Raw genomic sequence first — 22,078 nt, 5'->3', positions numbered from 1 at the left:
AAGGATGCCGATTACAATTAGGTCGACTTTTATAGCGAGGTCGATCCGTCCCTACTAGGGCCGGATGATCACAAGTGGAATCGCTTAAGCGATTCACGTGTGATCTGAAACCGCCTCTATTCAATAAGGTAAAATTTTCTATCGGGATTTGGCGCCAGAACCATGATCGAGCGACGTCAAGCTGTCATCAACCGATTGGCTCAGCATCTCCCGCTCGGCCTCATTCAGATGCTCAACCAAGGGAGCCAGCCTCGTCGGGCTCTCCGAAGGATCGCTAAGCGTCAGGCCGAGATGGCGGCAGAGATCGAACAGGCTGAGACTGCGGAGATCGCGGCTGATGTGCCAGCGGTCGTTTTCACCGCGGGTCAGGATATTGCTATCTTTCAAATTATCGAGAATAGCCAGCAGCCGGTGGGGATCGGCTTGCAAGCCTGACTGCAATTGTATCAGCCGCAGACCTGTTCCGTGTAGCGATGCTCGCCGTAGGGCCCCCAGCACACCAAGGGCTAACGCAAAGGTATCCGACCGCCGGATGCCGCCGCCGACGCTACGGCGGCCGGCGCGCCATTCCGGCAAAGCAGCAGTGATCTCAGCGCCGACCAGGATCATCAGCCAAACCAGATACATCCAAAGAAGAAAGACCGGCAGCGTGGCGATTGCCCCGTAAACAGCCTGATAGGTCGGCACGTAATAGAGATAGAGTGCGAAGCTTTGCTTCAAGAATTCGAAAAGCAGAGCCGTGATGACAGCCCCCGTCACGGCATCGCCAAGCCGGACGTAGCGCGACGGAATAAGCCGGTAAAATACGGCAAATCCGATTGTCTCAAGGAGAAAAGGCATCAGCGTGGTCAAGACGCGCAAGCCGGTGGAGATACCATAAGCACCAACGGATCTGACCGTTGCGAAAACATAGCCGGAAATCGAAAAACTGGCGCCGAACAGAATCGGACCGAGGGTAATCAGAGCCCAATAGATGATCAGCCGGTTGAGATTAGTCCGGCTGACGGTCACGCCCCATATGCGATCGACGGCTGTTTGAATTGTATTGAAAAGCAGGATCGACGTGACGCCGAGGCCGATGACGCCGGCACCGGTGGCCTTGCCGGCATTCTCGACGAACGTCTGGAGATATTGGCTGACGCTATCGCTGATCGAGGGCGCCAGGTTATCGAAGATTGCCTGCAGCATGTTTTCGCGGATCGAGCTGAAGGCGGGGAAGGCTGCGAACATGGCTAGGCCGATCGCCAGCAACGGCACCAAAGCGAGCAATGAGTTATAGCTCAGCGCCGCCGCGATTGACGCACATGAATCCTGGTTGAAACGTTGCCAGACGTAATAGATCAGGCCGGGAGCCTGACGCGCCATGGATATGGCAATCGCAACGATCTCTTGGGCCTTCTTCATCCGCTCCCCTCACTCAACTTCCCGTTAGGGTAGAAGGCGATTGAGAGCGGGTCAATCGCGGGCCTCCGCTTCGGCGAAGCAAGGATTCGTGATATTTAAGCGGTCGCCTTCGCCTGGCGTTTCGGGCGGCGGAGCAATTCGCCACTGCAATTCGGGCAAGCCCCCGACATGTCCTGCGTGCAGTTAGCGCAAAAGCTGCATTCGTAGGAGCAAATATAGGCCTCGCCATCCTGCGGCAGGTTCCGACCGCATTTCTCGCAAACCGGTCGCATCTCGAGAGCCATCGGATACCTCCATCGCTGGTTCATCCCATAACTCTGGATCGCCTGACTGCCAGCGACAATGACGATCAGACAGCATTCACTGCCATCTCGACAGGCTTCTGCGGTCTAGATCAGCCCTGCCCTTTCCCGTCGATATCAAGCGGCGTGAAACCTTTGATCAAGTCGTCCAGGGCTTTCATCTGTTCCAGGAAGGCGGGCAATTTCGCCAGCGGCAAGGCGCATGGCCCGTCGCATTTAGCCTTATCCGGATCGGGGTGGGCTTCGATGAACAGTCCCGCGATGCCGATCGCCAGTCCGGCCCGCGCGAGCTCGGCGATCTGGCCACGCCGGCCGCCAGATTTTTCCGCGGTCGGATCGCGCATCTGCAGGGCATGTGTCGCGTCGAAGATGATCGGCAGATCATTGCTGACGGCTTTCATCGCGCGGAAGCCCAGCATGTCGACCACGAGATTGTCATAGCCGAAGCAGGAACCACGCTCGCACAACAGGATCCGTTCGTTGCCGCCTTCACGGATCTTCTCGACGATATTCTTGATCTGCGGCGGGCTCATGAATTGCGGCTTCTTGACATTAATGGCCGCCTTCGTCGCCGCCATGGCCGCAATGAGATCGGTCTGTCGCGCCAGGAAAGCGGGCACCTGGATGATGTCGCAGACTTCCGCAGCTGGCGCCGCCTGTTCTGGCGTATGCACATCGGTAAGAATTGGAACGCCGAACCGCGACTTGACCTCGCTCAGCAGCTTCAATCCCTCTTCTAGACCGGGACCACGAAATGAGTGGATCGACGAGCGGTTCGCTTTGTCGAAAGAGGCTTTGAAAATATAGGGCATGCCGATGCGCTGTGTGGCCGCGCAAAAAGCCTCCGCGACCTGGAAAATCGTATCGCGTTCTTCCAGGACGTTCATGCCGCCAATCATCACCATGGGTGCATGATTGGCGATATCGATATTTCCAACGCGAATAGTGCTCATCTTATGCCTGATCCCATGGCAGTGCTTGCTTTGGTGTCTGTTACACCAGGCGCGATTGTGTCACCGCCGCTGCGATGAACGACGAAAACAATGGATGCGGCTCGAACAGGCGCGATTTCAGTTCCGGATGGAATTGTACGCCGATGAACCACGGATGGTCGGGGATCTCGACGATTTCCGGCAAGACACCGTCCGGCGACATGCCAGAAAAACGCAAGCCAACCTTCTCCAGCCGATCCTTGTAGTTGATATTGACCTCGTAGCGATGACGATGCCGCTCGCTGATCGCTGGGGTGCCGTAGATCTCTGCAACCTGACTTCCGGCCGCGAGGTTGCAGTCATAGGCGCCGAGCCGCATGGTACCGCCGAGATCGCCACCCGCCGCGCGCTTTTCCAAAGTATTACCGCGTACCCATTCGGTCATCAAACCCACCACCGGCTCTTCGCAGGGCCCGAATTCGGTTGAACCGGCCTTGCTGATCCCCGCCAAGTGGCGCGCCGCTTCGATCACCGCCATCTGCATGCCGAAACAGATGCCGAAATAAGGAATCTTGCGCTCACGGGCGAAACGGGCCGAAGCGATCTTACCCTCCGATCCCCGTTCGCCGAAACCGCCCGGCACCAGAATGCCATGCACATTCTCGAGATGCTGCACGGCATCGTCGCGCTCAAAGACCTCGGAATGGATCCAGTTGAGGTTGACCTTCACATTGTTCGCAATGCCGCCGTGGCGAAGCGACTCCGCCAGCGATTTATAGGCATCGAGCAAGGATGTGTATTTGCCGACCACAGCGATCGTTACCTCGCCTTCCGGCGAGCGGATGCGATCGACCACCTGCTGCCAGCGGCCGAGTTCCGGCTCGCGCGCCTCGATACCGAAATGGCGGCAAACCTCGCGGTCATAGCCTTCGGCGTGATAGGCCAGCGGCACAGCATAGATGGTGTCGACATCCAAGGCCTGGATGACCGCCGATGGGCGGAGATTGCAGAACTGCGCGATCTTCCGCCGGCTATCTGCAGGGATTTCGCGATCGCAGCGGCAGAGCAAGATATCCGGCTGAATACCGACCGATTGCAGCTCCTTGACGGAATGCTGGGTCGGCTTGGTCTTCAACTCACCGGCTGCCGGGATCCAAGGAACCAGGGTCAAATGCACAAACATGGCGCGTTCGCGGCCGACTTCATTGGCGAACTGACGAATCGCTTCCAGGAACGGCAGGCTCTCGATATCGCCGACCGTGCCGCCGATTTCGCACAGCACGAAATCCTCGTCGGTGACGTCGGCCTTGATCCAGTCCTTGATGGCATCGGTCACATGGGGAATGACCTGGATGGTGGCGCCGAGATAGTCGCCCCGCCGTTCCTTGGCGAGGACGTCGGAGTAGATCCGGCCGGTGGTCACGCTGTCGCTGCGCCGGGAGGAAATCCCGGTAAAACGCTCGTAATGGCCGAGATCAAGGTCGGTCTCCGCACCGTCATCCGTCACATAGACCTCGCCGTGCTGATACGGGCTCATGGTGCCCGGATCAACGTTCAAATACGGATCTAATTTTCGGAGACGGACTTTGAAGCCCCGGGCTTGCAACAGCGCGCCGAGAGCCGCCGACGACAGGCCTTTTCCCAAAGAGGAAACCACGCCGCCGGTGATAAATATAAAGCGAGTCATGGAGTGACTTTATGAAACGAAACAGGGTAAGGGGGCAAGCGAACAATCGCTGCCCCGGTTCAACTTACTTCTTGACGAGAATCGCGGACTAAGCCGCGACCCAGGATTGCGGCTTACTGACCCGCCGGTGCGACCGGCTGCGGTGCCCCCGGCTGTGGTGCCCCCGGTTGTGGCGCCGCCGGAGTCGTCGTGGTGCCCTTCTCCAGGTTCAGCGTCCCGGAATCCGCCGGAGCCGCCGGCGCGGGAGCCGCCGGGGCCGTACCAGCCGGCGCGGTCACGTCGGGCACAAGCTGCGTCTGGCCGCCATGGGTCGACATAATCGCCAGAACCAGGCTGGTAACAAAAAACGCCGCTGCCAGACCGCCGGTCATCCGGGTCAACAGATTGGCCTGCGTCCGGCCGGCCAGAAAGCCGCCCATACCGCCACTGCCAGACCCGCTGCCGCCCAGCCCACCTAGGCCGCCTTCATTCTTCTGCACGAGAATCAGACCGACCAGAAAGACGGCGATCACGATATGCAATACCAGTACGATAATCATCGCACCAATCCTTTGAATTCACGTCAATTTGCGGCGTTCTAGCGGTTTTGCAGCCGCTTGGCCAGCGAAAGATATAAGCGCCCTGGACAGCTATTGCGTCAGCGGCAAGCCTCGGCGATTGCCCAGAAGTCCTCGGCCTTTAGACTGGCGCCCCCGACCAGCGCGCCGTTTACGTCGGGAATCGCCATCAGTTCTGCCGCATTGGCTGGCTTGACGGAGCCGCCATAGAGGATGCGTACCTGACCGCCATCAGCCAGATTGGTCCGCAAGAGCTTGCGGATATGACCATGCACGGCAGCCACGTCATCACTTGTCGGCGTACGCCCGGTGCCGATCGCCCAAACCGGTTCATAGGCAATCACCAGATTGCTTGCCGAGCCCGCGGGGGGAAGCGATTCAACGATCTGTTTTTCCACGATTTTCAACGCCTCGCCGCGATCCCGCTCAGCTTCCGTTTCGCCAACGCAGATGATTGCCGTCAGTTTCGCTACGAGCGCCGCTGCCGCCTTCGCCGCGACTTCCGCACTGGATTCGCCATGATCCGTGCGGCGCTCCGAATGCCCCAGAATGACATACCGGCACCCGATATCCGCCAGCATCGCTGCCGCCACGTCGCCAGTATGGGCGCCGGAAGCCTTGGGATGGCAATCCTGTCCGCCGACGGCAATGTCCTTGTCCACCAAAGCGATGGCCGCCGCCAGATAGGGGAATGGCGGACAAACCAGGATTTCCGCCGCCAGACTTCCGCCGGCGGATTTCAGCCGTTCCGTCAGTCCCTTCAATAGGGACAAGGTCATTTCGCTGCTGCCATTCATCTTCCAATTGCCGGCCGCCAGCGGCCGTACATTCGGCGTCGACATGGTTCGATTTATCCTTTTTCCAGTGGCGGCGGCCTTCCTATCACAGGCCGCCCCGATCCGGCCAGCCGGATAGATTACATTTCCAAGTCCGGAACGCTTGCCGCAGCCAGCCGCTATCCCTATGATGCCGGCCGATTTTCAACTGGTAGATCAAGATGCTCAGCACCATCCGGCATAAGACCACCTCGCTCGTGGCAAAAATCCTGTTCGTGATCCTGATCGTTGCTTTTGCCGCTTGGGGCGTGGGCGATATTTTCCGGAACAGCGGCAAAAGCACGCCGGTGGCGACGGTGGGCGATCTGGAATATAGCCAGACCGATCTGCATCGGGATCTGCAACTGCTGATCCAAGGATATCAGCGCCAGGGCGTACAGTTGACACCGGACCAGATCCGGGCTGCAGGTGTCCCGCAAAAGCTGGTAGATCAGCGCATCAACCGCAATCTGATGCAGGTCTATACTCACCAACTGGGGCTGACCGTCCCGGACACATTGGTGGTTCAAACGATCCAGTCGCAGCAAAGCTTCCAGGGCATCGACGGCAAGTTCAATCGCAATCAATTCCTCGCGGCCATCCGCCAGGAAGGATATGACGAAGCGGCCTTCTATCAGCGCGTCCGCGATGATCTCCAGGACCGGCAGCTCTATCGCGCCCTATTCAGTAACATCGTGCTGCCGCAGATCCTGGCGGATGAAATTTACAGCTATCAGGCGGAAACCCGCACCGCCGATGTCCTGATCCTTCCCTCGGCCTCGATCACTGATGTCGGCACGCCCGATGATGCCGCCCTGACGCAATTCCACAAGGATCATGCGCAGCAATATATGCGGCCGGAATATCGTGCCGCCACGGTCCTGCAACTCTCGCCGGCGGATTTCGCGAAAGACATCACTGTGTCGGATGACGATATCCAGCAGGAATACAAGAACCGAGAGGCCGAGTTCCGGACGCCTGAATTGCGCGACGTGGAGCAGGTCGTGGTTCAGGATCAGGCATCGATCGACAAAATCCTCGCGGCCATGAAATCAGGCAAGGCATTTGCCGAAGCCGTCAAGGAAGTCACCGGCAGCGGGCCGGTCGATCTCGGTACGGTGACCAAGGATAAGCTGCAGCCCAAAGAATTGCAGGATCCCATTTTTGCGCTTGCTGCCGACGGCGTCTCGGCGCCCATCAAGAGCCCCTTCGGCTTGCATTTGGCGCATGTGAAGAGCATCACGCCAGCTAGTACCCAGAGTCTGGATCAGGTCAAGAATCAGCTGCGGGATACGATCGCCCTCTCCCGGGCCAGCGATTCGATGGTCTCTATCGTCAATCAGCTGGAAGATGCCCTCGCCGGTGGTGCGAGCGTCTCCGAAGCCGCCGACAAGCTGAAATTGAAGGCGATAAGTCTGCCGGCTGTTGATTCGCTCGGCACCGATCGCGACGGCAAAGAATTGGGTCTGCGGCCGGAAGTGCTGGGCTTGATCCAGCAAACCCAGAGCGGTAGCACCAGCCAGCTCACAGCCATGCCGGATGGCGGCTATGCCGTTGTGCAGGTGACCGGCGTCACCGCGCCTGAATTGAAGCCTCTGGCGGAGATCAAGGATCAGGTCACCCAGGATTGGATCGCTGATAAGCAGCGCAGCGTCGCGACCGAAAGAGCGAAGGCGCTCGTTGAAAAGCTCCGCCAGGGTGGCAACATGGCAACCGAAGCCAAAGCCATGAAGCTGGAGATCAAGTCGAGTGCCTCCTTCACCCGCGATGTCGGCGATACCGATAACGGCATCGACGTAGACCTGGCGCGGAAGTTGTTCGCCGCAAAGATTGGCGATTATGCGCAAGGCCAGGCAGCGGACGGCCCGGTCATCGCAAAATTGACGGCGATCACCCCAGCCGTTGCCGCCGATCACAAGGATGAAGCCAAGATCGTCAGCGACAAGTTGCTGGAAGACATCCGCAACGAATTGAGCGCGCAATTCGCCGCCGCACTCCAGCAGCGGATTCCCGTCAAACGCAACGATCAGCTGATCGACAAAGTCATGGCGGAAGAATGAAGGCGGAGCCGAATTTTAGCGCCTTCGCTGCCGCCTATGACGACGGCAAGCCGCAAGTCGTCTGGACCAAGCTCGTTGCCGACTTGGAGACGCCTGTCTCAGTCATGCTCAAGCTTTCCGATGGACGCGCCAATTCCTTCCTGTTCGAATCCGTCGAAGGCGGTGCCGTCCGGGGGCGCTATTCGCTTATTGGTCTCAAGCCCGACCTGATCTGGCTATGTCGAGGCGAAAAAGCGGAAATCAACCGCCAGGCAAGGTTTCAGCCCGACGAATTCGAGGCGATCGATAAACCTGCTTTAGCCTCGCTGCGGGACCTGATCGCCGAGAGCCGCATCGAACTGCCGGCCGGGCTCCCGCCCATGGCCTCGGGTCTCTTCGGCTATCTCGGCTATGACATGGTCCGGCAGATGGAAGTTCTGCCCGATCTGACGCCGAACAACCTGCCTTTGCCGGACAGCCTTTTCCTGCGGCCAACCGTGGTCGCCATCTTCGACAATGTCGAGGATATGATCACCGTCGTCACGCCGATCTGGCCGCGCGAGGGGGTTTCCGCCCGGGCGGCCTATAATCAAGCTCTGGAGCGGCTGAACGATATCGTGGCCGATCTTGATCGCAGCCTACCGCAGCAGCGTGGCGGCGGTGAACCGCTTCCCGATCTGCCGGAACCAAGATCTAATCTGACTGATACGCAATTCCATGCCATGGTCCGGAAGGCCAAGGATTACATCCTGGCCGGCGATATCTTTCAGGTGGTGCTGTCACAGCGTTTCAGCCTGCCCTTCACCCTGCCCCCTTTCGCGCTCTATCGATCGTTGCGCCGGGTGAACCCCTCGCCGTTTTTGTTCTTCCTGGATCTAGGCGGATTCTCCATCGTCGGCTCCAGCCCCGAAATCCTGGTGCGGCTGCGCGACGACACGGTCACCATTCGCCCCATCGCCGGGACGCGCAAGCGAGGTGCAACGCCGGAGGAAGACCGGGCGCTGGCCGCGGATTTGCTCGCAGATCAGAAGGAGCTGGCAGAGCATCTCATGCTGCTGGATCTTGGCCGCAACGATGTCGGCCGCGTGGCGCAGATCGGCACCGTAAAGGTGACGGATCAGTTCACGATCGAGAACTACTCCCACGTCATGCATATCGTGTCGAATGTCGAAGGGCGCATCGACAAGAAATACGACGCGATGGATGCGCTCCGGGCCGGCTTCCCGGCCGGTACGGTTTCCGGCGCGCCGAAAGTGCGCGCCATGGAAATCATCGAGGAGCTCGAGCCGGAGAAGCGCGGCATCTATGCCGGGGCGGTCGGATATTTCGCGGCCAATGGCACGATGGATACCTGCATAGCGTTGCGCACCACTGTGGTGAAGGACGGCGTCATGTATGTCCAGGCGGGCGCCGGCATCGTGCATGACAGCGTCCCGGAAAGCGAGAACCAGGAATGCCAGAACAAGGCACGTGCCCTGGTCCGCGCGGCCCAGGAAGCCGTCCGTTTCGCCGCCGGACGCGGCAATCGCTAAGCTCAGGCCGCGTCCGTCGGCTTATCCAGGGTCATGCTGCCGACAAGGTATGCGAGCCGAAGACTTCGTAGTGAATACGATCACTCGACACACCCAGATCATTGAGGGCCGTCAGTTTTGCCTTCATGAACGGCACCGGGCCACAGATATAGTAATCCGCTTCCGGTAGGATGGTTTCGTCCTTGATAGCGGTCAGATCGATCCGGCCTGGCAGGTCGTAATCGACACCCGGTTTATCGTCATTCCCGACCTTCTCGTAGAAGACCTTCACCGAAACCTGCGGATGCCGTTCCGCCAGGTCGCGGACATGGCCGTTCAAGGCATGCACGCCGCGATGCCGCGCCCCGTGGACAAAGACGACACGCCGCTGCGGCTGCTTGCGCACCAGATGATTGAGCATGGCCATCATCGGTGTGAGCCCGACACCGCCGCTGATCAGAACGACCGGTGTCTCGCGATCCGTATGGAGGAAGAAGTCGCCGAAGGGTGGCGATAGTTCGACCACGGAACCTTCCTCGATCTTGTCATGCATCCAATTGGAAATCATCCCATCCGGCCGTTCTTCCAAGCCGGTTTCACGCTTGATCGATAAGCGCAGATATTCGCCGTTCGGTGCATCGGAGAGGCTGTATTGCCGCGGCTGGATCATCTGCCCGCCCGCCGCGCGACCGCGGATGCTGATGAACTGACCTGGTTTGAAAGCCGGCAACGGCGCGTTTTCGACTGGATAGAGATAGAAGGATGTGATCTCGTCGCTTTCGCGGATCTTCTTGCCGACCTTGAAGGGACGCCATCCGGACCAACCACCTGCCACAGTCGCTGCATCGCGATACAAAGCTGATTCAGCCCCAATCAGGATATCCGCGAGCTGGCCATAGGCAGCGGCCCAGGCAGCGATAAGCTCCTCGCTCGCCGCGTCACCGAGCACTTCCTTGATCGAAGCTAGGAGATGCTTGCCAACGATGGGGTAATGTTCGGCGCGAATGCCGAGGCTTGCATGCTTATGCGTGATACGCTGCAGGACCGGCGCGAGAACCGACGGATCATCGATATTCTCTGCATATGCCAGCACCGCCATCGCCAGCGCTTGCTGCTGTTGCCCGTTTACCTGATGCGCCTGATTGAAGACATGCTTCAGTTCCGGATTATGTGCGAACATCCGCGCATAGAAGTGACGGGTGAGCGCCACGCCATGTTCCCTCAGGACCGGAACCGTCGCCTTGACCAAGTCCCGGGTCGCCTTATCCAGCATGTTGAATACCTCCTATTGCTGACCTGCTTCGGCCAGTCGTTGCAATCGCCTTTAAACAGGTACAGACAATACCTCTTTAAGCGAGACGATGCTTGATGACAAATTGTCGCTGCGGTTCGGCTGCGAATTTCGTCGCTTCATGTCCGCAAGCGTCACGTCTGACACGAGCGGCTCTTACGGATGGCGATCGAGCACAGTTCCGGACAGTTCCCGGGGGCCGGCAAACTCTGGTCTTGCATTTACGGTCATTACGAAGTCCGATGAAGACAGGGTAATTACAGGCTCGTCCTCAGGCCGAGCGATAAGAGTTCGCGCTATAATGAAACCTGTGAGGGGAGGAAAAATGAAGAAGTCCTTACTCGGGCTTATTGCCGGCGGATTGATGGTTATTTCGGCAAGCGCCGGCGCGGCTGACTATAAGATCATCGCGCCAGCCGCCCCCGGCGGCGGCTGGGACCAAACAGCCCGAACAATGCAAGCAGCCATGCAGGATGAGGGTATTGCTTCCAGCGTACAGGTCACCAATGTGCCGGGAGCCGGTGGAACGATCGGCCTGGCGCAATTCGTCAATCAATATAAGGGCGACCCGAGCGCCTTGATCGTCGGCGGCTATGTCATGGTCGGCGCTATTTTGACCAATAACTCGCCGGTGACGCTCGATCAGGTAACGCCGATTGCCCGGTTGACCGGCGAACAGGAGGTGATCGTCGTCCCGGCCGCCTCGCCGATCAAATCATTGGCCGATCTGGTCACAGCCCTGAAAGCCGATCCAGGCGCCGTCTCTTGGGCAGGTGGTTCCGCTGGGGGGACCGATCACATCACCACCGGTCTCTTCGCCAAGGCGGCCGGCGTCGATCCAACCAAGATCAACTACATAGCCTATTCGGGTGGTGGGGAAGCACTGGCGGCAATTCTCGGCGGCCAAGTAACCGCCGGGATTTCCGGCTATGGCGAATTCAGCGGCCAGATCAAGGACGGCACCTTGCGTCTTCTTGCGGTTTCCGGCAGCGAGCGGATCGAGGGCGTCGATGCCCCGACCTTCACCGAGGCCGGCGTTAATGTCGCTGTCGAAAACTGGCGCATGGTCGCCACTGCGCCCGGCATCACCGATGACCAGAAGGCTGCCATCACGGCCGATATCGAAAAGATGGTGAAATCGAAAACCTGGCAGGAGGCTTTGAAGGCGAAAGAATGGCAGGACACCTATCTTGCCGGAGATGCCTTCAAGCAGCAGCTCGCCAGCGATATCACCGCGACCAGCGCCATCCTGAAAGAAGTCGGCCTGGTAAAATGAGCCGGGATAACGAGGTCGAGATACGGCGCCGTCCTGATAAGGCGGCGCTGGTCATCGCCGTCATTCTCGCGGGCGTTGCGGCTTTGATCCTTTGGGACACCCGCCATATCGGCGGCGCTGCGAGTTATGCACGCATCGGCCCAGCGGCCTTTCCCTATGCCATTGCCGGCGGATTGCTGGTCCTCGCCGTCGCCACGGCTATTACGGCCTGGCGCGGCGGTTTCCCCAAACGGGAAGCCGACAACATCGCGCCCATCATCTGGATTGTCGGTGGCCTCGCCGCACAGATGCTGCTGCTCAAGATTGCCGGATTCTCGATTGCCACCGGACTGATGTTTGCTGCGATCGCCCGTAGCTTCGGACGCGGGCCGCTGTGGATGACCGTTCCCCTCGGCATTGTTCTGTCTTTCGCCGCCTGGCTGTTCTTCGCCAAGATCCTGCAGCTTTCATTGCCCAGCGGTCCGCCTGAGCGTTTCATCCAACAGCTGTTCTGACAGGGAGCATCTTGTGGATACTTTCAGCCTTCTTTTGCAGGGTCTCGGCGTCGCGGTCGAGCCCAGCAATTTGCTCTTCGCCTTGGTCGGCGTCACGCTTGGCACGGCAGTCGGCGTGCTGCCCGGGATCGGCCCGGCACTCACCGTCGCCCTACTCCTCCCGGTTACCTTCAAGCTCGATCCGGCCGGCTCTCTCATCATGTTCGCAGGCATTTATTACGGCGGCATGTATGGTGGCTCCACGACATCGATCCTGCTCAACACGCCGGGCGAAAGCGCATCGATCGTCACCGCTCTTGAAGGCAATAAGATGGCGCGGGCCGGTCGCGGTGGTCCGGCTTTGGCAACCGCCGCCATCGGCTCCTTCGTCGCCGGATTGATTGCGACCATTGCCCTCGCCTGCATCGCACCCTGGGTCGTGAAATTCGCCCTCTCTTTCGGGCCTGCGGAATATTTCGCATTGATGGTTCTGGCTTTCGTCACCGTCTCGGCCGCTTTCGGCGATTCAACATTGCGAGGGCTGACGGCGCTCTTCATCGGTCTGACTCTTGGGCTGATCGGCATCGACCTGCAAACCGGCCAAGCGCGATTGGCCTTTGGCATACCCGATCTGCTGGACGGCGTCGAAGTGACGACGCTTGCTGTTGCTTTATTCGCTGTCGGAGAAACCTTGTCGGTCGCTGCGGCGAAAGGCGATGGCAACGAAGCGATCGAGCCGGTCAAAGGTTCGGTCTGGATGAACCGCGAGGACTGGAAGCGGTCCTGGATGTCCTGGCTGCGCGGCACCGTCATCGGTTTTCCCATCGGTGCAATGCCGGCGGGCGGCGCTGAAATCGGCACGTTCTTGTCTTACGCCACCGAAAAGCGCTTCTCCAAGCACAAGGAGGAATTCGGTAGCGGTGCGATCGAAGGTGTCGCTGGCCCTGAGGCAGCCAACAATGCCTCGGCCGCGGGGACTCTGGTGCCGCTCCTGACCCTTGGTCTTCCGACCACCGCCACAGCGGCAATCATGCTGGCAGGCTTTCAGCAATACGGGCTGCAACCGGGTCCCCTGCTCTTCACCAGCAACCCGGAACTGGTCTGGGGATTGATCGCCAGTCTTCTGGTCGCCAATTTCATGCTGCTTATTCTCAATCTGCCGATGATTGGCTTGTGGGTGAAATTGCTGTCGATCCCGCGGCATTGGCTTTATGCGGGAATTCTCCTTTTCGCGACGCTGGGGACGATCGGCGCCAATCCATCGGTCGTCGAGCTTGGATTGCTACTCGCCTTCGGCCTGCTCGGCTATGTATTGCGCCGCTTCGGCTATCCGATCGCCCCGGTGGTTGTTGGTCTCATTCTTGGTCCGCTGGCCGAACAGCAATTGCGCCGGGCTCTTGCCATCAGCCAGGGCGATCTCACGGTCCTCGTTCACTCGCCGATCTCGATCACCCTATTGGCGCTGGCCGCCTTGGCGCTCGTCGTACCGCTGATCATGCGGATGCGGGGTAAAGGCGAAGTCCTGTCGCAGGTCGCAGCCAGCGAGGACTGACGGATCAGCGGCTGCTCAGCCGGGCAATCCGTTTTCCCGGCGAGCGATGGTGCTGAGCGGCACCAGAACGAAGCCGCGCTGTTTGGCATCGATGAGCCATTTTTTTAAAACCGCGAGTGTCGCCGGATGCGGATGGCCGATCGCCACCGCATAACCCTGCTTGCGCGCCACGCGTTCGGTGATGGCCAATTGCCTGGCCACCGCGGCCGGCGACATATCGTCATCCAGGAAAACATCGCGCGCGACATGCGCCACGCCCATTTCGCGGGCGAGCTTATCGCCGACGCTATTGGAGATGGTTTTCGAATCCAGGAACAGCAGGCCGCGCGCCCGCAATTCCTGCATGACGACGCGCATGCCGGCGTCGTCTTGGGTGAAACGGCTGCCCATATGATTGTTGATGCCGATGAAGCCACTGAAGCGGTCGAGTCCCCAATCCAGCCGCTGTTTCAATTCGGCCGGCGATAGGCCGACCAACAAGGCATGTGGGCCGGGATTGACGTTCGGATTCACCGGTTGCATCGGCACATGAAGCATCAGTTCATGCCCTTTTGCCCGCGCTTCCGCCGCCATCTCGGCCACGCCATCGGCATAGGTCATCATCGACAAGGTGATCGGCGCCGGCAGATCGATGGCCATTTCGGCATGGGCCTTTGCCACACCGACATCATCCAGCACGATGGCGATCATCGGTCCATTGACCGGCGCGCGCATTGCCACCGAGTTACGCAGCCAGGCCGGCTGGTCATTTGGCTTCGTGCCGGTATCCGTCGATTTTTGCGCGACCTTGGGTCCTGGCGCGGCCGATGGCTGAGCGGTGGGTGGCGGCGGCGCGTTCAAGATCGCCGGCGGCCGGGTCAGCTGCGGCACCAGTTCCTGTTCAGTGATCTCCGACATGTTCTCAGGCGCGGCAGCGGCCTGATTGCCTTGCGCCGCGTCCTTTGGAACCGGAGGATTCGAGGTTGTGGGATTGATGGTTGGCTTCGCCTCAACTGCCGGTGCGGCTTCGGTGACCGGCTTTGGGGTCTCAGGTTCCGGCCTTGCCTTCGGCGTTTCCGATAATCTCGGCGGCACCGGCGAATTGTTGATCAGGCCGGCAATATCATCCGCCGGCTGCCGCTGGATGCCAAGCCAGTGCCCAAAGTGACCGAACAGCACGACCAGAAGCAGGCCAATGGCCAGACCTATACCGATACCGAGGCTAAACCGGGAAGCACTGTGATCCAGCCATCCCCACAGACGGCGCTTGATCGCCGGCCAAGAAAACGGGGTACGACGTGACTTACGACGACTGCCTTTGCGCGCCGTCTTACCCGAACGCCGCGCTTTCGTCTGTCGTTTTGCCTTGGCCACGTCCCAATTGTCCTGATTACGAAACTATGCCGGGCTGCCGACATTAGCCAGATTTTATCGATCGGCCGCCTGATTCCAACCGACCTTCAATCTTCGGCCTCGTCATTAACCAGGGAGCCAAGTAGCCGCAAGAGCAGCGCTTGCAGAATGGCGATCACAATACCGGCACCGATACAAATGGCAATAAATTGCGGCGGCATCCGGATCAAGCCCAGCCCCGTCGCTGCGACCGGCCAGCCAGTCAGCCAGACGACAAGCAAGGCCAAGGGCAGTCGCCGCACCAATGCCTGCGACAAGATGATGAAATCGAGGATGTGGCGCGGATCTTCACGTCGTACACCAAAAGCAATGTCCGCATTCTGCGCAACCGCCGCGTCGCCAAAGGCAATCGATCGTTCAAAACGCGTAAGCAGCTTGCGATCATTACTGCGGCCGATGGCGACGATGCGCTTGGGGTCGAGCTCGGTCATGGCAGCGGATAGATTGACGACCCGATCGATGCCCAGCAGGCCCGAGAGAACCGTCGTCGCCTTTTCTCCGGGGTCAGCGATCAAGATTGTCTCGATGCCCGAGCTTTTGCACAGTCGGAGCAAATCAACTGCGCCGCGTTTCGGCGGGTCCGCGAGAGCGAGAACCCCGAGACACGTCGGTTCGGGCGAGATAACGGCGGCAATCAGCATCTGCCGCCCCAGCCGCGCATGTTCCTGAAGGGCACCGGCCAGCAATGCCGTCTCGATGCCGTGTTGCTCCACCCAATGCTGCCGGCCGACGATAATCCGTTGGCCATCCACTGTCGCCGATAGCCCGGCGCCCGGTTCCACGACAACATCTTCAGAGGGCCTCAGCCGGATGCGGTGAGAGATGCCGAAAGCAAGAATTGCCCGGCCCCAGACATCCTCCACGGTCTGATAGGCAGAGGTGGCGAGCGTCACGAAATCTGCCGGCGCAATGTTGCCCGCAGGCTGCACACTGACGATCCTAAGCTGGCCGTGGCTTAACGTGCCGGAGCGGCCGAAAACAAAGCCGGCGGCATAACGCAATCGCGCCAATTGGGCAGGATCGCGGCAGATCATGCCGTACTGCTTGAGCCATCGGCGAGCGACAAACCATTGGCTAGGCCAGACGAAAAGCAGCCCGGGCGGCAACAGACCGATCAACAGGCAGAAAACACCTGAAGGCGTTACTGATCGGCCCTGCATGATCATCCAGGTCAAGCCCGCAAGAATGCCGGCAACCGCGCAAATGAGGAGCTTACGCATCCAAAAGCGCAGAAAGGGCCCGAAAAATCGCTCCGGCAGACCATCGCCCGGATGGTCCACCGCTAGTATTTGGCCTGGAACAAATACCTGGGCTTGGTCAGTTACCTGAGGCTGGTCAATTTCCGGCGAAATTTCCAGCGGCGCGGCCCCGTTTCGGCTGCCGGCGAGGACCCGGTCTCCCGGCCCCTTCAAGATCGGCAGCACCGAACCGGTAACAGCGTTCTCATCTACCTCCGAGCGTCCCTGCACCACCTGGCCTGATCGGGCAATGACCGATAGCGGCTCGATGCGAAGGGGCGATCCCTGGTTTGAGGCCGTAGCCTGTGTGCTGGCCATCACGTCCGACATGTCACATCCGGTGATAGCTTAGGCAGGGGAACGGCAGGTCCAACTGCGGGACTATCGGTCTCCCTCTCGCGAAAGGCGATTTTTTGCCCGGTTCGGATCACTTTCATTGCCATAAGCGGCCTGTTACACTCCGCCCAACCGGCGGCTTGGGGCCGACGGCATGGAGGACACGGTATTTGACGTCATGTTTATCCTAATCGACAACTACGACAGCTTCACCTACAACCTTTACCACTATCTCGGGGCGTTGGGTGCCACCATCGAGGTGCATCGCAATGACCAGATCAGTGTCGCCGAGGTGTGGCGCAAGCAGCCGCAAGGTATCGTGTTGTCGCCCGGCCCCTGTGACCCGGATCGCGCCGGTATCTGCCTCGATCTCATCGTTTCAGCCAAAGACTTGGGCCCGAAAACCGCGCCGATTCTAGGCGTCTGCCTCGGCCACCAAGCGATCGGGCAAGCCTTCGGCGGTAAAGTGGTCAGGGCACCAAAGCCGATGCACGGCAAGCTCAGCACGGTGCGCCACGGCAATAAAAGTGTGTTCCGCGATCTGCCGAATAACTTCACCGCAACGCGGTATCATTCGCTGCTGGTGGAACGTGACAGCTTTCCGGCAGAGCTTGAAGTAACTGCCGAAACTGAAGACGGCTTGATCATGGGCCTGCAGCATCGCAGCTTGCCGATGGCCGGCGTCCAGTTCCATCCGGAAAGCATCGCTTCGGAACATGGCCACAAATTGCTGGCGAATTTCTTGCAGGATTGCGGCTTGAACATTGATCCCGCCCGGATCCCGACATCGCCGGGCAAGGCCGCGTGATCGCATGACTGGGACCGATTTGAAGGGCGTTATCGGCATTGCCGCGCAAGGCAAGTCACTGAGCCGCGCCCAGGCCGAAGAAGCTTTCAACATCATGATGTCCGGGGAGGCGACGCCGGCACAGATCGGTGCACTGCTGATGGCCCTGCGCGTCCGTGGTGAAACCGTCGATGAGATCACCGGTGCAGTCACGGTGATGCGCGACAAGATGACAAGGATCGAGGCGCCGGCCGGTACCATCGATGTCTGCGGCACCGGCGGCGATGGCGCCGGTACGTTGAACATTTCCACCGCGGCCGCTTTCATCTGCGCTGCTTGCGGCGTGAAGGTCGCCAAGCATGGCAATCGCGCCGCCTCGTCGAAAAGTGGCGCCGCCGACGTCTTGGCCGCGCTGGGCGTCAATATCGATGCCGACATGACGGTCGTGCAACGCGCCCTTTGGGAAGTTGGCACAACCTTTCTCTGGGCACAGCGTCATCACAGCGCCATGCGCCATGTCGGTCCGGCACGGGTCGAACTTGGGACCCGGACCATCTTCAATTTGATGGGGCCCATTTCCAATCCGGCCGGTGTCACCCGGCAATTGATCGGTGTCTTCTCCGCCCAATGGCACGAGCCGCTCGCGCATGTGCTGAAGAATCTCGGCACCGAACATGCCTGGATTGTCACCGGCAGCGACGGATTGGACGAGATCACCGTCACCGGCCCGACCGAAGTCTGCGAATTGAAAGATGGCGTCATCCGCCATTTCCAGGTGTCGCCCCGAGATATTGGTTTACCGCTTGCGAAAGCGGAAGACATCAAGGGCGGCGATCCCAGCGTCAATGCCGCAGCCATCACGGCCTTGTTAGATGGCAAAATCGGCCCATATCGTGATATTGTCCTGATGAACGCAGCAGCAGCTCTCATCGTTGCTGGCGTAGTAACCGACTTGGCTGCCGGTGTCCGTTTGGCGGCCGAGGCCATCGATACCGGCAAAGCACGCAAGGTGCTTGATCATCTCGTCCAAGTGACGAACACCGTCGGAGATAAAGCATGAGTGACGTCTTAGCAAAAATCTGTGCCGATAAACGTGAGCATATTGAAGCTTGCCGGCGGGAACGATCGCTGGCCACGGTGACTGCCGCAGCCGCTGAACGCAACCGACTTGATCCACCGCGGGGTTTTGCCAAGGCCCTGCGCCGCAACGCGCAGGCGGGCGCCTTCGCCTTGATCGCCGAGATCAAGAAAGCATCGCCGTCGAAAGGTCTCATCCGGGCGGATTTCGATCCACCGAAGCTCGCCCTCGCTTATCTCGCTGGCGGCGCTACCTGTCTGTCCATCCTGACCGACAAGCCTTATTTCCAGGGCGACGACAGCTATATAGATGCGGCCCGCAAAGTGGTGCCCCTGCCCGCCTTGCGCAAGGATTTCATGCTCGACCCCTATCAGATCGCCGAAGCCCGGGCGATCGGCGCGGATTGCATCCTGCTGATCATGGCGGCCCTGAGCGATGCCCAGGCGGCGGAACTCGAAACCGCGGCGTTCGATCTGGGGATGGATGTGCTGGTGGAAGTTCATAACGCCGCTGAGATGGAGCGGGCGCTGAAGCTGAAATCGCCTTTGATCGGCGTCAACAATCGCAATCTGAAAACGCTTACTGTCGATCTGGCCACCACCGAGGAACTTGCCCGCATGGTGCCCGGCGATCGCTTGCTGGTGGCGGAAAGCGGCCTTTATGCGACCGCCGATCTCGAACGCATGGCCAAGGTCGGGGCACGCGCCTTCCTGGTCGGCGAATCCCTGATGCGCCAGGCCGACGTGACCGAGGCGACCCGGACATTGCTCGGCACCCATGCGCCGCGTGCAGCCTGAGCCAGGATCTACCGGACTGAAGTGATGAGCGGCTTTACGCATTTCGATGCCGAGGGCAAGGCCCGTATGGTCGATGTCTCCGACAAGGCCGAGACGGAACGAAGCGCCACGGCCAAGGGCCGCATTCTGATGCAGCCCGAAACCGTGGCGCTGATCCGCGCTGGCGGCGTCAAGAAAGGTGATGTGCTCTCGGTCGCACGTCTGGCCGGTATCATGGGTGCTAAAAGAACACCCGATCTTATCCCGCTGTGCCATCCCCTTGCGCTGAGTTCGGTTAAGGTCGATCTGACGCTCGATGAGGGCAACAACGCAGTCGAGATTACTGCTACCTGCAAATTGGTCGGCCGCACGGGCGTCGAAATGGAAGCGCTCACGGCGGTCTCCATCGCTGCGCTGACGGTCTATGACATGTGCAAGGCGGCGGACCGCGGCATGACCATCACCGATATCCGCCTCACGCATAAAAGCGGTGGGAAATCCGGCACCTTCGAGGCCGCGTGATGCTATCGGTCGATGAAGCCAGGGCCCGCATTCTCTCTGCCTTCGAATCACTCGGCACCGAACAGGTCGGGTTGGAAAATGCGCTGGGCCGCGTGCTCGCCGAACCGGTGGCGGCGCGCCTAACCCAGCCAGCCAAGGCCGTTTCGGCAATGGACGGCTATGCCGTGCGCAGCACCGATCTGGGCGCCCAGTCGGTTTCTTTGCGCGTCACCATGGAGATCCCGGCCGGCCATGCGCCACAGCGGCCGATTGAAGCCGGAGAAGCGGCCCGTATCTTTACCGGCGCCATGCTGCCGGAGGGGGCCGATAGCGTCGTCATCCAGGAAAACGCGATACGTGCTGGCGATACCGTTGCACTGACGGATCCGCGTTTTCGCAATGGCCAGCATGTCCGCCAAGGCGGCCTGGATTTTAAATCCGGAGATATCGGCTTGTCGCCGGGACGCTGCCTCACCGCCCGCGACATCGGCTTTGCGGCGGCCATGAATTGGCCGTGGCTCACCGTCACCCGGCGGCCGCGCGTCGCCATTCTTTCGACCGGCGATGAATTGGTGAATCCTGGCGAGGCCTTGTCGCCAGGCAAGATCGTGGCGTCCAACGGCTATACCCTCGCCGCCCTCGCAGCCGCAAGTGGCGCCCAGGTGCTCAATCTCGGCAATGCGCCCGATCAACCGGAGCGTCTCTCGGCCATGATCGATGGCGCGCGTGGCTGCGATCTTCTGGTGACGATCGGCGGTGCGTCGGTTGGCGACTATGATTTGGTCCAACGGATCCTGCAGGAAAAAGGCATTCAGCTCGATTTCTGGAAAATCGCCATGCGGCCGGGCAAGCCGGTGATGTTCGGTCGGCTCGGTGATTTGAAGGTCATCGGCCTGCCCGGCAATCCGACATCGGCTCTGGTGACGGCGCTGCTTTTCGTGCGCCCGGCCATCGCTCGCATGCTGGGTCAGGAGGATCGGATAGCAACCGAATATGCCGCGCTTGGCCGCGACCTGCCGGCGAATGATCTGCGCCAGGATTATCTGCGGGCCAGCCTGACGCGCGATGAGGATGGTCGCCTGATCGCCACGCCTTTCAACCTTCAGGACAGTTCACTGATCAGCCTGCTCGCCAAGGCCGACGCGTTGGTCCTTCGTCCGCCCCATGCTCCCGCCGCAGTTACCGGTAGCGAAGTCGAAATCATCCGCTTGGGCGGGGGTGCCGTCAGCCTTTAGAGGCCTCCAAGGCGGCCTTGACCTTTCCCCGGAACTAAACTAGAACATACCATATGTTGTTGCTTTGTTCTCGGAGTCCAAACGACATCGAAGGACGACGCGCTCAAGAGTTACATGCTAAAGGGCCGACAAAGGAGCTCGAATGCTGACGCGCAAACAGCGGGAACTGCTGCAGTTCATTCAGGAACGGCTGGCCGATACCGGGATCTCCCCTTCCTTCGATGAAATGAAGGAAGCGCTTGGGCTTAAGTCGAAATCCGGGGTGCATCGGCTGATCACCGGACTGGAGGAACGCGGCTTCATCCGGCGCCTGCCACACCGCGCCCGCGCCCTGGAAATCATGCGGCTGGCGGAAGATCAGCGGAAGGCGCCGGTCGCTGCGAAGCCGGCCAAGGAAGAGCGCGTGAAGGACGACCGCCGCGGCTTTGCTCCGAATGTCATCCATGGGGATTTCACGCCGTCGATCTCCGGCGCCGTCGTCGCCTCGGCCAGCCAGACGGTGCAGTTGCCGCTTTATGGCAAGATCGCGGCCGGTACACCGATCGAGGCTTTGCGTGACAATGCCGCCGGCATCGATGTGCCGCCGGCTTTGCTCGGTCGCGGCGAGCATTACGCCCTTACGGTTGAAGGCGATTCAATGGTTGATGCCGGTATCCAAGATGGCGATACGGTGGTGATCGAACGCTGCGAGACGGCCGAGAATGGCACCATCGTGGTGGCCTTGATCGACAATAATGAGGTGACCCTGAAGCGACTGCGCCGCAAAGGCGATTCAATCGCCTTGGAACCGGCCAACCAGGCGCATAAAACCCGCATCTTCGGCCCGGATCGCGTCCGTATCCAAGGTCGCCTGATCGGATTGATGCGCCGTTATTGAGGTAAACGGGGCCGTCGGC

General features: G+C 60.0%; 20 protein-coding genes. 11 read left to right on the top strand and 9 right to left on the bottom strand.

Annotation, left to right across the window (positions count from 1 at the left end; all coding sequences use genetic code 11):
- Window positions 1-138 precede the first annotated feature (138 nt).
- The 6 genes from SMD27_RS09420 to tpiA form a co-directional block, all read right to left on the bottom strand.
- Window positions 139-1,404 (bottom strand): YihY family inner membrane protein, encoded by a 1,266-nt coding sequence (locus SMD27_RS09420; protein WP_320508114.1) that lies wholly within the window; start codon window positions 1,402-1,404, stop codon window positions 139-141.
- A 95-nt stretch (window positions 1,405-1,499) separates the two neighbouring features.
- Window positions 1,500-1,676: a DUF1272 domain-containing protein gene (locus SMD27_RS09415; RefSeq protein ID WP_320508656.1), complete on the bottom strand. Its 177-nt coding sequence runs from the start codon at window positions 1,674-1,676 to the stop codon at window positions 1,500-1,502.
- Between the two features lie 122 nt (window positions 1,677-1,798).
- Complete coding sequence (gene kdsA, locus SMD27_RS09410) at window positions 1,799-2,659, bottom strand: 3-deoxy-8-phosphooctulonate synthase (RefSeq protein ID WP_320508113.1); 861 nt, start codon at window positions 2,657-2,659, stop codon at window positions 1,799-1,801.
- 40 nt (window positions 2,660-2,699) lie between these two features.
- A complete protein-coding gene (locus SMD27_RS09405; protein WP_320508112.1) occupies window positions 2,700-4,325 on the bottom strand; it encodes a CTP synthase in 1,626 nt (541 codons plus the stop codon).
- Window positions 4,326-4,438: 113 nt separating this feature from the next.
- On the bottom strand, window positions 4,439-4,864 hold the full coding sequence (secG, locus tag SMD27_RS09400) for a preprotein translocase subunit SecG (protein ID WP_320508111.1): 426 nt from the start codon (window positions 4,862-4,864) through the stop codon (window positions 4,439-4,441).
- Window positions 4,865-4,962: 98 nt separating this feature from the next.
- Window positions 4,963-5,724, bottom strand: a complete 762-nt coding sequence (gene tpiA, locus SMD27_RS09395; RefSeq protein WP_320508110.1) for a triose-phosphate isomerase — start codon at window positions 5,722-5,724, stop codon at window positions 4,963-4,965.
- A gap of 155 nt (window positions 5,725-5,879) precedes the next feature.
- Here tpiA and SMD27_RS09390 point away from each other — a divergent pair, with 155 nt between their 5' ends.
- Complete coding sequence (locus tag SMD27_RS09390) at window positions 5,880-7,757, top strand: SurA N-terminal domain-containing protein (protein WP_320508109.1); 1,878 nt, start codon at window positions 5,880-5,882, stop codon at window positions 7,755-7,757.
- On the top strand, window positions 7,754-9,268 hold the full coding sequence (gene trpE, locus SMD27_RS09385; protein ID WP_320508108.1) for an anthranilate synthase component I: 1,515 nt from the start codon (window positions 7,754-7,756) through the stop codon (window positions 9,266-9,268). The genes SMD27_RS09390 and trpE overlap by 4 nt, the downstream gene beginning before the upstream one ends.
- A 31-nt stretch (window positions 9,269-9,299) precedes the next feature.
- Here the strand turns inward: trpE and hmpA are convergent, their stop codons facing one another.
- Window positions 9,300-10,520 (bottom strand): NO-inducible flavohemoprotein, encoded by a 1,221-nt coding sequence (hmpA, locus tag SMD27_RS09380; protein WP_320508107.1) that lies wholly within the window; start codon window positions 10,518-10,520, stop codon window positions 9,300-9,302.
- A gap of 343 nt (window positions 10,521-10,863) precedes the next feature.
- On the opposite strand from hmpA, the gene SMD27_RS09375 reads away from it, so the two are divergent.
- The 3 genes from SMD27_RS09375 to SMD27_RS09365 are packed head-to-tail and all read left to right on the top strand — an operon-like array spanning window position 10,864 to window position 13,839.
- Window positions 10,864-11,814, top strand: coding sequence for a Bug family tripartite tricarboxylate transporter substrate binding protein (locus SMD27_RS09375; RefSeq protein ID WP_320508106.1), 951 nt, complete (start codon window positions 10,864-10,866; stop codon window positions 11,812-11,814).
- Window positions 11,811-12,308, top strand: a complete 498-nt coding sequence (locus tag SMD27_RS09370; protein ID WP_320508105.1) for a tripartite tricarboxylate transporter TctB family protein — start codon at window positions 11,811-11,813, stop codon at window positions 12,306-12,308. Before SMD27_RS09375 ends, SMD27_RS09370 begins: the two co-directional genes overlap by 4 nt.
- Before the next feature lie 13 nt (window positions 12,309-12,321).
- Window positions 12,322-13,839 (top strand): tripartite tricarboxylate transporter permease, encoded by a 1,518-nt coding sequence (locus SMD27_RS09365; protein ID WP_320508104.1) that lies wholly within the window; start codon window positions 12,322-12,324, stop codon window positions 13,837-13,839.
- Window positions 13,840-13,854: 15 nt separating this feature from the next.
- Here SMD27_RS09365 and SMD27_RS09360 read toward each other — a convergent pair whose 3' ends face one another.
- Together SMD27_RS09360 and SMD27_RS09355 are read right to left on the bottom strand one after the other, a co-directional pair.
- A complete protein-coding gene (locus SMD27_RS09360; RefSeq protein WP_320508103.1) occupies window positions 13,855-15,192 on the bottom strand; it encodes a divergent polysaccharide deacetylase family protein in 1,338 nt (445 codons plus the stop codon).
- Window positions 15,193-15,278: 86 nt separating this feature from the next.
- Window positions 15,279-16,799, bottom strand: a complete 1,521-nt coding sequence (locus tag SMD27_RS09355; protein WP_320508102.1) for a hypothetical protein — start codon at window positions 16,797-16,799, stop codon at window positions 15,279-15,281.
- A gap of 184 nt (window positions 16,800-16,983) precedes the next feature.
- Between SMD27_RS09355 and SMD27_RS09350 the strand changes: the two genes are divergently transcribed.
- From SMD27_RS09350 to lexA, 6 genes are all read left to right on the top strand, one after another.
- Window positions 16,984-17,613, top strand: coding sequence for an anthranilate synthase component II (locus SMD27_RS09350; RefSeq protein WP_320508101.1), 630 nt, complete (start codon window positions 16,984-16,986; stop codon window positions 17,611-17,613).
- Window positions 17,614-17,617: 4 nt separating this feature from the next.
- On the top strand, window positions 17,618-18,652 hold the full coding sequence (gene trpD / locus SMD27_RS09345; protein WP_320508100.1) for an anthranilate phosphoribosyltransferase: 1,035 nt from the start codon (window positions 17,618-17,620) through the stop codon (window positions 18,650-18,652).
- On the top strand, window positions 18,649-19,467 hold the full coding sequence (gene trpC, locus SMD27_RS09340) for an indole-3-glycerol phosphate synthase TrpC (protein ID WP_320508099.1): 819 nt from the start codon (window positions 18,649-18,651) through the stop codon (window positions 19,465-19,467). Before trpD ends, trpC begins: the two co-directional genes overlap by 4 nt.
- 24 nt (window positions 19,468-19,491) lie before the next feature.
- Complete coding sequence (gene moaC, locus SMD27_RS09335; RefSeq protein ID WP_320508098.1) at window positions 19,492-19,968, top strand: cyclic pyranopterin monophosphate synthase MoaC; 477 nt, start codon at window positions 19,492-19,494, stop codon at window positions 19,966-19,968.
- Window positions 19,968-21,182, top strand: coding sequence for a molybdopterin molybdotransferase MoeA (locus tag SMD27_RS09330; protein ID WP_320508097.1), 1,215 nt, complete (start codon window positions 19,968-19,970; stop codon window positions 21,180-21,182). The genes moaC and SMD27_RS09330 overlap by 1 nt, the downstream gene beginning before the upstream one ends.
- 142 nt (window positions 21,183-21,324) lie before the next feature.
- The gene (gene lexA / locus SMD27_RS09325) at window positions 21,325-22,059 is read left to right on the top strand and encodes a transcriptional repressor LexA (protein WP_320508096.1); all 735 of its coding nucleotides are present in this window, start codon (window positions 21,325-21,327) and stop codon (window positions 22,057-22,059) included.
- Window positions 22,060-22,078: the final 19 nt, after the last annotated feature.

It is taken from the genome of Dongia soli, assembly GCF_034044715.1.
Taxonomy (GTDB): Bacteria; Pseudomonadota; Alphaproteobacteria; order Dongiales; family Dongiaceae; genus Dongia_B; species Dongia_B soli.
Note: the sequence above shows the minus strand (reverse complement) of the source record. Positions and strands in the feature narration are given on the sequence as shown.

Bases quoted from the DNA above. Each gene is read 5' to 3' on its own strand.
- SMD27_RS09420 (WP_320508114.1), bottom strand. From the start codon at position 1,404: ATGAAGAAGGCCCAAGAGATCGTTGCGATTGCCATATCCATGGCGCGT.
- SMD27_RS09405 (WP_320508112.1), bottom strand. From the start codon at position 4,325: ATGACTCGCTTTATATTTATCACCGGCGGCGTGGTTTCCTCTTTGGGA.
- secG (WP_320508111.1), bottom strand. From the start codon at position 4,864: ATGATTATCGTACTGGTATTGCATATCGTGATCGCCGTCTTTCTGGTC.
- hmpA (WP_320508107.1), bottom strand. From the start codon at position 10,520: ATGCTGGATAAGGCGACCCGGGACTTGGTCAAGGCGACGGTTCCGGTC.
- SMD27_RS09390 (WP_320508109.1), top strand. From the start codon at position 5,880: ATGCTCAGCACCATCCGGCATAAGACCACCTCGCTCGTGGCAAAAATC.
- SMD27_RS09350 (WP_320508101.1), top strand. From the start codon at position 16,984: ATGTTTATCCTAATCGACAACTACGACAGCTTCACCTACAACCTTTAC.
- SMD27_RS09370 (WP_320508105.1), top strand. From the start codon at position 11,811: ATGAGCCGGGATAACGAGGTCGAGATACGGCGCCGTCCTGATAAGGCG.
- trpC (WP_320508099.1), top strand. From the start codon at position 18,649: ATGAGTGACGTCTTAGCAAAAATCTGTGCCGATAAACGTGAGCATATT.
- SMD27_RS09330 (WP_320508097.1), top strand. From the start codon at position 19,968: ATGCTATCGGTCGATGAAGCCAGGGCCCGCATTCTCTCTGCCTTCGAA.
- kdsA (WP_320508113.1), bottom strand. From the start codon at position 2,659: ATGAGCACTATTCGCGTTGGAAATATCGATATCGCCAATCATGCACCC.
- trpE (WP_320508108.1), top strand. From the start codon at position 7,754: ATGAAGGCGGAGCCGAATTTTAGCGCCTTCGCTGCCGCCTATGACGAC.
- lexA (WP_320508096.1), top strand. From the start codon at position 21,325: ATGCTGACGCGCAAACAGCGGGAACTGCTGCAGTTCATTCAGGAACGG.
- tpiA (WP_320508110.1), bottom strand. From the start codon at position 5,724: ATGTCGACGCCGAATGTACGGCCGCTGGCGGCCGGCAATTGGAAGATG.
- SMD27_RS09375 (WP_320508106.1), top strand. From the start codon at position 10,864: ATGAAGAAGTCCTTACTCGGGCTTATTGCCGGCGGATTGATGGTTATT.
- trpD (WP_320508100.1), top strand. From the start codon at position 17,618: ATGACTGGGACCGATTTGAAGGGCGTTATCGGCATTGCCGCGCAAGGC.
- SMD27_RS09415 (WP_320508656.1), bottom strand. From the start codon at position 1,676: ATGCGACCGGTTTGCGAGAAATGCGGTCGGAACCTGCCGCAGGATGGC.
- moaC (WP_320508098.1), top strand. From the start codon at position 19,492: ATGAGCGGCTTTACGCATTTCGATGCCGAGGGCAAGGCCCGTATGGTC.
- SMD27_RS09355 (WP_320508102.1), bottom strand. From the start codon at position 16,799: ATGTCGGACGTGATGGCCAGCACACAGGCTACGGCCTCAAACCAGGGA.